The following is an 8,068-nucleotide window of genomic DNA, read 5'->3' on the forward strand; positions in this document are numbered from 1 at the left end:
CGCACCGGCCATCGCCTGCTGCGCACGCTGCTTGCGCTGCATCTCGACCAGCTCGAACGCCGCATCGCCCCGCCGTGGCGCAATGCACAGCGACGCTGGCAACGCTGGCGCGAACTGGCGTTGCTGTTGGCACGGCTGTGGTGGCAATGGCAACGGTGAGGGGAGGGGGAAGGAAAGTGAGCAACTCTAGACGTACTCGCCCGCTAATTGCAAAATCCGCACTCTCATATCTGGCGAAAACCACATCCCTGAATCGGCTAACCTTGACACATACGGTTCAACGCGCGCCATAAGGCCATGGGCTTTGGCTTCCAACAAGACTCTCAACGTGCCCTACACGCGCAGCCCGGCTCCCTGCGCAATCCGGCGCGCCAAAGCGTCATCAAGCTGCACGATCCGATCCGGATGTTCTAATGCCAACGCCATAACCGCGATTTCGCCAGACCCTACATCTGCTACCAGCCATTCCGAGGGCGTGAATGTTGGATTGACCACACGTAACCAGCTATAATCCGCTACAGAAGGTACACTATAGCCTTTGTTAAGACCAATTTGCAATTCTGTTTGGACAGCTTCCGGGATCCAAATCTCTGCAAATAACTGCGGCAACCAGTCAATTGCTTCTATACGGTATAACTACAGTAACGGCGACGTATTACTGATCACGCTAGACATGGTTCTGTTCCAGATCCTCCAGCTCGGCGGCCAAAGGAAACACCTTATAGCGACCCAAATTGAGCAAAAACTCAACCCGTGCCATTCCCGCCAGCTCAGCGGCGTGTCCCGCAGAAAGCCGGCCAAGTTCATACAATTTGATCGCCGCCAATACCCGCATTTCGCGACCAAATGACTCAGCGTCAGTCTTTTCAGACAATAATACCTTTTCCGGGATAGTGATTGTTACTTGTTGCGCTGCCATACCTTCCCCTTTTTCCCACATCATAGCCGATCAGCTCCTGCGTATAAATACAAACTATCCTCGCGGCTCACCCCATCCCCCACATCCCCCACCCAATCGCAATCACGCCGGTCATAGCCAGCACCGTCACCCACACCAGATCGGTATTGATCCATGCCCGACGCAAGATTTCAAGCCCGACTACGTAGTAGACGATCAGCGCAATCGCGGCCATCGCCGCGAACATACCGGCGGTATGCACCACCACCGCCAGCGTCGCGTCGAGCATCGAGCCGGCGATCGTTGGTGCGTGATGCATGTGACCATGGTGCGCGTGCTGCGCCGCCGGCCCCATCGCTACCAGCAGCGGCGCAACCATCAACCCGGCCCCGTGCGCGCTCGCCATCAAGAACGACCACCACGCCAGTTCACCCGCGCTGGCCCGGAAGCGGGTGGTGGGATGGCGGAAACGGGCCAGCAGCCGCCAGCCGCTAAATCCCAACAAGACTACGCCAGTCAGCACGAGCAAGAGATTGGTTGGCAGGGCATAGCCGATCAGCGCCGTCACAAAGGCGGCTAGCGCAATCGCGGCGGCATGGCCGATCGCAATCGGCCACAGCGCATAGATCACTGCCTGCGCCCGGCCCTCCTGCAAGCCTAAGCCGGTAGCAAACAACCACCCCATCGCCGGGTTGAGACCGTGGAACAAACCAAGACCAAATAATGACCCCCAGAGCCATGCTGTCTGATCCACTTGCTACCTCCAAAGGGTCTATGGGTGCCAATCACGTGTTCGTTGGCTCATTCGCTCGCGTCCCTCATCGCCATTGCGTCCCCAGTTGTCATTGCGAGCCGAGCGCAGCGAGGCGAAGCAATCTCCCCCGATAGCGGATAACGCCTCTTTAAGCATCGTTGCCGCTTGAGATGAGAGGAAGGTAGCACCCGTCTCGCTCGTTAGGGGATACTACCCCACCCCCTGCCCCCTCCCCGTTCACGGGGAGGGGGTGGTGCATCACTCCTCTAGCACGTTCAAGGAAGGACAGAACACATCAGCGTAAATGCAGTTGATGGCCTTGAGATACGCTGATTCACCCTCAACCCCTACCCCGCTCCCTAGCGCGGGAACGGGACGCTTCTGCATTCCGCCCCTGCAAACCTTTGCCGCCATCCCGCGTCTCCCCCTCTCCCGCCGTCAGGTGGGAGAGGGGGCCGGGGGGGGAGGGCAAACGGTTGATCGCTGGGATCATCATCAAACCCTTTGCGTTCTCCGCGATCTTCGCGTCTTTGCGTTTCACCCTCTGCGCCTTTGCTCGCTTGGCGTCTGTGTACGGCACCCTCCTCCAGCGGGGGAGGGGCTGGGGGTGGGAGGCTAGAGCGCATCACGGGAAGCAGTACGAATCGCTCGACGCATCGCCGCCTTGCAGCCGGATCTGGTGAACGCGCTGGTCGCCAAAATCGACGAAGAAGTTCGGGTCGAACTGCATCCCGCCTTGCGGATCAGCGTCAACTTTCACCATCCAGCCGCGGATGCCATCTGGGTAGAACTGCTCGTCCCACGGCAAGTAGAGCGAATTGGTGAAATAAACCCGCCGGCCATCGCGGCTTACCTCAACCATCTGCGGCCCGCCGTTGAGCGGCCCGGCTGCCGCCGGATGCCCGGCCCGCCGCACAATGCCGCCGATCTGGAGGGTGCCGGTCAGTTTCGGATTAAACGGATCGGAGACATCGTATTGGCGCAGTTCGCCAGTGCCCCAACACGAGACGTACAAGAAGCGATCATCAACTGTCAGGTTAATATCGGTCACCAGCGGCGGCACCGCTTTGAATGGCTTGAGAATATCGGGAAGCTCCTCTTCGCTCGCCGGTTCGGCAGGAATCTCGATCACCTTGCGCACTTGCCACGAACCGTTGTGCCGGTGCCACAGCCATATTGAGGCCGAGAGGTCTTTGAGGCTGACCACGCTGTTGAAGAAGCCGTAGGCTTTGGTCGGATCGTGCGCCGGGCGCAGCTCAAGCGCCATCTGGTGCTCGGCGCCAAGGTCGAGCGTCTGCAGATGGCGCCGCCGGTGGAGATCCCAAATGTGAATACGATGGCCGTATTTGCCGGCTAGCAGCTCTTCACCGAGCACGCCATGCTCAACCATGCGCGGGGTGCCCCACTCGCTGGTGATGAGTGTATCGTAGCCGAGATGCCACCAGAAATCGTAGTGGAGGTACTGGTCGGCCCGATCAATCTCCCACCGCCCCAACACCTCGAAGGTGTCGTGGTCGAGAATGAAGATGCCACCCGGCCCCTCGCCTGCGGGGTTGCCCAGCGCCGAGATATAGATGCCGTCCGGCCCGCAATGCACCGTATGCGGGCGCGCATAGCCGGTGCGCTCGAACAACTCGCCGGGTTCGATTACCTTCACCACTTGCGGTTGGGTCGGCTGCTCTTTGATATCGAGAATGGTGATATGCGAGCTGCGAATATCCGGCACCACCAGATAACGCCGTTCGACGTGCGGGTGCGGCGCGTTAGGGCAGAGCATCGAACTGCACGCATTCCAGCCGAAATGGTGCAGTTCGCCGCCAGTGTACGGCATCTCGGTGGCGCCAACTACCTTACCAAACGTTGATGATTTGGGATCGACATCGACCACGCACATTGCATCAGGCTGGCCATTGCCGTGCGGGTTGAGCCGCACCACATACGCGAGCGCCTCCGGCGGCGCTTTGGTCGCCATGCGCGGCGAGGGGTAAAACGTCGGATCAGGACGCCAGATAGCCACAGTGACACCTCCTTCGTTGGATCAGACCCCGTATCGTGGCGAGTGGGCTAGTCGTTGCCCATCGTTGACCCCTACGTCAAATCTATACTTTTTGAGCGAAAAAGTCAAGTTTATTGGCTGCGCAGACCGTAACGCTCGCCCGTTGAATTCGGTAACACGACGTGTCCAATCCACGCCGGTTCGCTATGCTTGCGTTGTGGAAACGCCATTATGAGTTGAGAATACTTCACTCGGTGTATTGCCACTATACAACCAGCCCAGCGCTTGGTCAAGAGCAAAAAATCCGCGAGATAGGGAGTAGGGAGGTGGGGGGAGGGGATAAACTTTAGCGCCTTACTTTAGCCGGTACATACGGAATGATCGGCTCGACCAGAGAGGAGACTAGCTCGCCGCTCCTCACCCCTCCCCCTTCAAGGGCGGACAGCACTCACGAGTGCAGATGGAGTTTCTGGTGTTGCGATGCGCCGGTGTACTCGCACCCCCTACCCCTCTCCCACTAGCGAAGGAGAGGGGTGCTGCTGTTACTCGCTCCACGATGCCGTTCCCGCAAACCACGCGGCTCCCCCTCTCCCGCCGTTAGGTGAGAGAGGGGGCCGGGGGGTGAGGGCGCCCCTCCCCCAGCGGGGGAGGGGCAAGGGGTGGGCCACTCCCCTCCCCCAGCGGAGGCGGGGCCGGGGGGATGAGAGCCATCAGCCCGCTGCGCGGCCTTCGTAACCCTAGTCCAGTTCTGAAGGGCCGGGTTCCGGATCAGAGGTTCTGTCCGCCCTTGAACTCGTTTCACCACGAAACGCGCCGCCCGCGCTCCTCTTAACCTCGTAAGGCACGAGCCGTTGGCCCCTCCCGCACTGCTATTCCTCCCAACCGGGTATAATGAACGTGAGGTGTTCTACGATAGAGGGTATGATGACCGCTATGAACGATAACTTCTTTGCCTTCCAATACCACGCCCTCAAGCCGCTGGAGCGGTGGGGCGCCGGGAGCGTGATTGGCGGCGCAGTCCTATCGCTGCTGCCCGGCTTCTGGCGTCACTTCGGCCTCCAAGCGATCAGTTGGGGCGCAATCGATTGGCTGCTGGCCATTGCTGGCCGCCGGCAAGCTCTGCTCAAAGCTGAAGATTTGGTTGCCGGCGATCTCGACGAATCGGTGGCGCACGTCGCTGCCGAGCGGTTCCGTACTATCTTGCTGGTCAACACCGGACTCGACCTGCTCTACATTGGCGCCGGTCTGTGGCTGCTGCGCGCGGCAGGCGATCGCGCCGACCGGCGCGGCATGGGAGCCGGCATCCTCGTCCAAGCTCTCTTTCTCTTGCTCTTTGATAGTATCCTCGCCGCTGAAATCAACCGGCGTTGGATTCCGCCATCGCCATGATCAACCAACGCATCTTGCCATTGTTGCAATGCCCGACCTGCCGGGTACGTCCGCTCATTGTCGAAGCCTGCGGCGTGCGTTGCCCGCGCTGCCAGACGCTCTACCCCTTCGGCGATGGCTATCTCGACCTGATGCCGCGCGGGGCCGAGTTTGATTACGTTTCTAAGTACGTCACCGACGAAGAGCAGTTGGCCGCCGAGCTTGACTATCGCGAACTGACGCCGCCGCTGTTGGCCGCCGGCGTGCGCGACCGCACTCTGCGCCGCTTGATGCGCTGGCGCAAGAGCGATGTGGTGCTTGATAACGGCTGCGGCACCGCCAAGCATGCCGTCTGGAACGCGAAGTATGTCGGGTTGATGGTAGGTTCTGACCCGGCGACGCTCTTTGCCGACGAAGCGGTACGCACGGTGACGCTGGCCAAGGCCGATTCGCGCATGTTGCCCTTCATCGATGGCAGCTTTGATAAGGTTTTCGCGATCGACATCCTCGAACACTTTCCGCTGCCGGTGATCGATGCCTATCTGGCCGAAACGGCCCGCGTGCTGCGCCCCGGTGGGCGTATGCTGGCCTTCTCGAACACCCGCGAACGCTCGCCGATCCAACCGGTGATCGACATTAGCCGCCATATTGGCCGTCTGTTTGTCAAGGCCGGCGTCTACGACTTTGAGCGCGAGAAGCTGCGCAAGTCTGACCATATCAAAGCGCTGGAGACGTGGGAAGACGTGCTGGCTGCCTTCGAGCGGGCTGGTCTGCGCCCGGTGAAGGTCGTCTTCTGGAACAGCCTGTTTACGACCTTTGTGGAACATGTGCTCATGAAACTCGGTGAGGCAATCATCGGGCGGGTACGCGGGCGCAAGGCAGCCACCAATCTTCCGGCAAGAGTGAGTCCCGGCGCGGCGCGCGAGATCCGCGCGCGCCAGCGCATGCGCGGCTATCTGCGCAAAAAAGGGCCGGTCTACTATGCCCTGCTGGCCGTGACGCTGCTGATGGAGCTTGATCTGTGGCTGTTCGGCTGGATGCGCTGCGGCAGCTACTTCATTTTGGTCGAAAAGCCGCGGTGATGAGGTTAACCGTTGAGGGATCAGAAGCATAGCCATAATAAAGACGCAAAAGACACAACAATTTTTTGTGTGTCTTGTGTCTTTTCGTGGCTATTCATTTACCCTCCGCCAGCGGAGGCGGGGCGGGAGGTTGGCATTGCCACAAAAAGCCACAAAATACATACAATAGTTTTTCGTGTCTTTTGTGTCGCTTCTTGGCTATGCGGCTCCCCTCCCCCAGCGGGGGAGGGGCTGGGGGTGGGGTCAATCCCCTTCCCCAGCGGGGGGTTGGGGGTGGGGGCCATCCGGCCGCTCGGCTTGCAATGACATACGGGGAGCGGGGGTATCGCCCCCTCCCTCAGCGGGGGAGGGGGTTGGGGGTGGGGGCCATCCGGCCGCTCGGCTTGCGATGCCACCGCCTTCGATCACGCCCGCAACTCCCACCGGCTGCCAAGCGGCGTCTTGCGAATTTCGAGCGCCGCTGGGAAGCGATCTTTGAGATCGTCGATGTGGGTGATGACGATGATCCGGGCGAAGTCGCGCTGAATCGCCGTGATCGCTTCGACCATCCGCTCACGGCCATCGGCGTCGAGGGCGCCGAACCCCTCATCGATCACCAGCGTTTCGAGACGGGCGCCGGCGCGGTGGGCGAGCAGGCGCGACAGGGCGATCCGGATGGCGAAGTTGACTCGCATCGCTTCGCCGCCGCTGAAAGCCTTATAATCGCGTGTGCCGAGCGCATCAGAGATTTTTACTTCCAATGTCTCGACTGTATCGCCCTTCTTGGTGTCGCGCTGCATCTCGAAGCGCAGGTGCATCTGGCCGTCGGTTAAGCGGGCAAGCAGGCGGTTGGCTTCGTCTTCGAGCTGGGGGATGGCCGTTTCGATCAACATCGCCTGCACCCCCTTCTTGCCAAAGGCTTCGGCTAGCTCGGCGAAGAGGGCGGTGCGTTCGCGCAGGTGCTGCTCTTGCGCTTGCAATGCCTCTAGTTCAGCAGCAGCAGCTTCGGCTTGGCGAAGATAGGCCTGCTTTTCGGCCAGATCACGCTCGGCGGCTTGTAAGGCGCGATCGGTGTCGTTGAGCTGCTGCGCCAATTGGGTGACTTCGGCTTTCACTGCCGGCAGCGCCGCGACTTGGCTAGCCAGCGCATCGGCTTCGCTCTGCACGGTGCGCCGTTCGCGTTCGGCGTGATCGCGGAGCGATTGGGCCTGCTCGTGCAGCTTGATATCGCTGGCGTAGCGTTCTTCGGCCAAGAGCAGATCGCGCTCCTCTTTCTCCCAGTGGGCCAGTGCCCGCGCCGTCGCTCGCGCCGCTTCGAGCAATTCCGGCTGGTAGCCAAGCGCCTCGATTGCAGCCGCCACCTGCCGGCCAGCGGTCTGAATCTCGTGGGCGAAGTCGTTCTCGGCGAGCTGGCGCTCTATTTCGGTTACGGCTGCCTCGGCAGCGGGCAGATCATCCGGCGCGGTTTGCAAGCGGGCCATCTCGCACCGGCAACTCTCAAGCTGGCCTTCGAGCCGGCTCTGTTCGCGCAACTGGCGTTCGAGCGCGCTGATCTCGTCGTGCGCCATCGCAAGATCGCGGCGTAGACCGGCTTCATCGCTCAGTTCGGCAAGTTGCCCTTCCAGCGCCGCCAGTTCGGCTTGGATGGCCGGTTCAATCTCACCAGCAGCGAGCCGCTCAGTGAGTGAGGCGATCTGCTGCGCTAGTGCGTGTTGCTCAGCTTCCCATGCGGCGACTTGCGCCAATTGGCGTTCGAGCGATTCGGCGGCGGCGGCCTGCTGGCGCAGTTTGGCGAGATCGCGCTCGCCGGCGGCAATGGCGGCGCGGAGGTTGGCCAGCGCTTGCTCGGCAGCTTGGGCCTCGGCTTCGGCCTGCGTTATCCGCCCGTGCAGTGCAGTCAGCTCGGTCTGGTAATAGGCAATGACGTGCTCGGTCTCGGCGGGATCGAGCTGGTGGCGGCAGACCGGGCAGGCGCCGCCGGCGGTGGCGAG

The 8,068-nt window shown here is 61.2% G+C and carries 8 protein-coding genes; 2 read left to right on the forward strand and 6 right to left on the reverse strand.

Features of this window, described 5'->3' with window-relative positions; translation table 11 throughout:
* Positions 1 to 186: 186 nt before the first annotated feature.
* From U9R81_RS20130 to U9R81_RS19000, 5 genes are all read right to left on the reverse strand, one after another.
* A complete protein-coding gene (locus tag U9R81_RS20130; RefSeq protein WP_416180994.1) occupies positions 187 to 327 on the reverse strand; it encodes a DUF3368 domain-containing protein in 141 nt (46 codons plus the stop codon).
* Positions 328 to 333: 6 nt separating this feature from the next.
* Positions 334 to 609, reverse strand: a complete 276-nt coding sequence (locus U9R81_RS18985; RefSeq protein ID WP_322496979.1) for a hypothetical protein — start codon at positions 607 to 609, stop codon at positions 334 to 336.
* A 58-nt stretch (positions 610 to 667) separates the two neighbouring features.
* Complete coding sequence (locus U9R81_RS18990; protein ID WP_416180995.1) at positions 668 to 919, reverse strand: UPF0175 family protein; 252 nt, start codon at positions 917 to 919, stop codon at positions 668 to 670.
* A 67-nt stretch (positions 920 to 986) separates the two neighbouring features.
* On the reverse strand, positions 987 to 1,652 hold the full coding sequence (locus tag U9R81_RS18995) for a hypothetical protein (RefSeq protein ID WP_322496981.1): 666 nt from the start codon (positions 1,650 to 1,652) through the stop codon (positions 987 to 989).
* 625 nt (positions 1,653 to 2,277) lie between these two features.
* Complete coding sequence (locus U9R81_RS19000) at positions 2,278 to 3,669, reverse strand: selenium-binding family protein (protein WP_322496982.1); 1,392 nt, start codon at positions 3,667 to 3,669, stop codon at positions 2,278 to 2,280.
* 900 nt (positions 3,670 to 4,569) lie between these two features.
* Between U9R81_RS19000 and U9R81_RS19005 the strand changes: the two genes are divergently transcribed.
* Positions 4,570 to 5,037: a DUF6992 family protein gene (locus tag U9R81_RS19005; RefSeq protein WP_322496983.1), complete on the forward strand. Its 468-nt coding sequence runs from the start codon at positions 4,570 to 4,572 to the stop codon at positions 5,035 to 5,037.
* On the forward strand, positions 5,034 to 6,098 hold the full coding sequence (locus tag U9R81_RS19010) for a class I SAM-dependent methyltransferase (protein WP_322496984.1): 1,065 nt from the start codon (positions 5,034 to 5,036) through the stop codon (positions 6,096 to 6,098). Before U9R81_RS19005 ends, U9R81_RS19010 begins: the two co-directional genes overlap by 4 nt.
* 404 nt (positions 6,099 to 6,502) lie before the next feature.
* Here U9R81_RS19010 and U9R81_RS19015 read toward each other — a convergent pair.
* Positions 6,503 to 8,068 (reverse strand): SMC family ATPase (locus tag U9R81_RS19015; protein WP_322496985.1); only part of this gene is annotated, 1,566 nt, incomplete at its 5' end.

It is taken from the genome of Chloroflexus sp. (genome assembly GCF_034435895.1).
In the GTDB taxonomy this organism is placed as follows: Bacteria; Chloroflexota; Chloroflexia; order Chloroflexales; family Chloroflexaceae; genus Chloroflexus.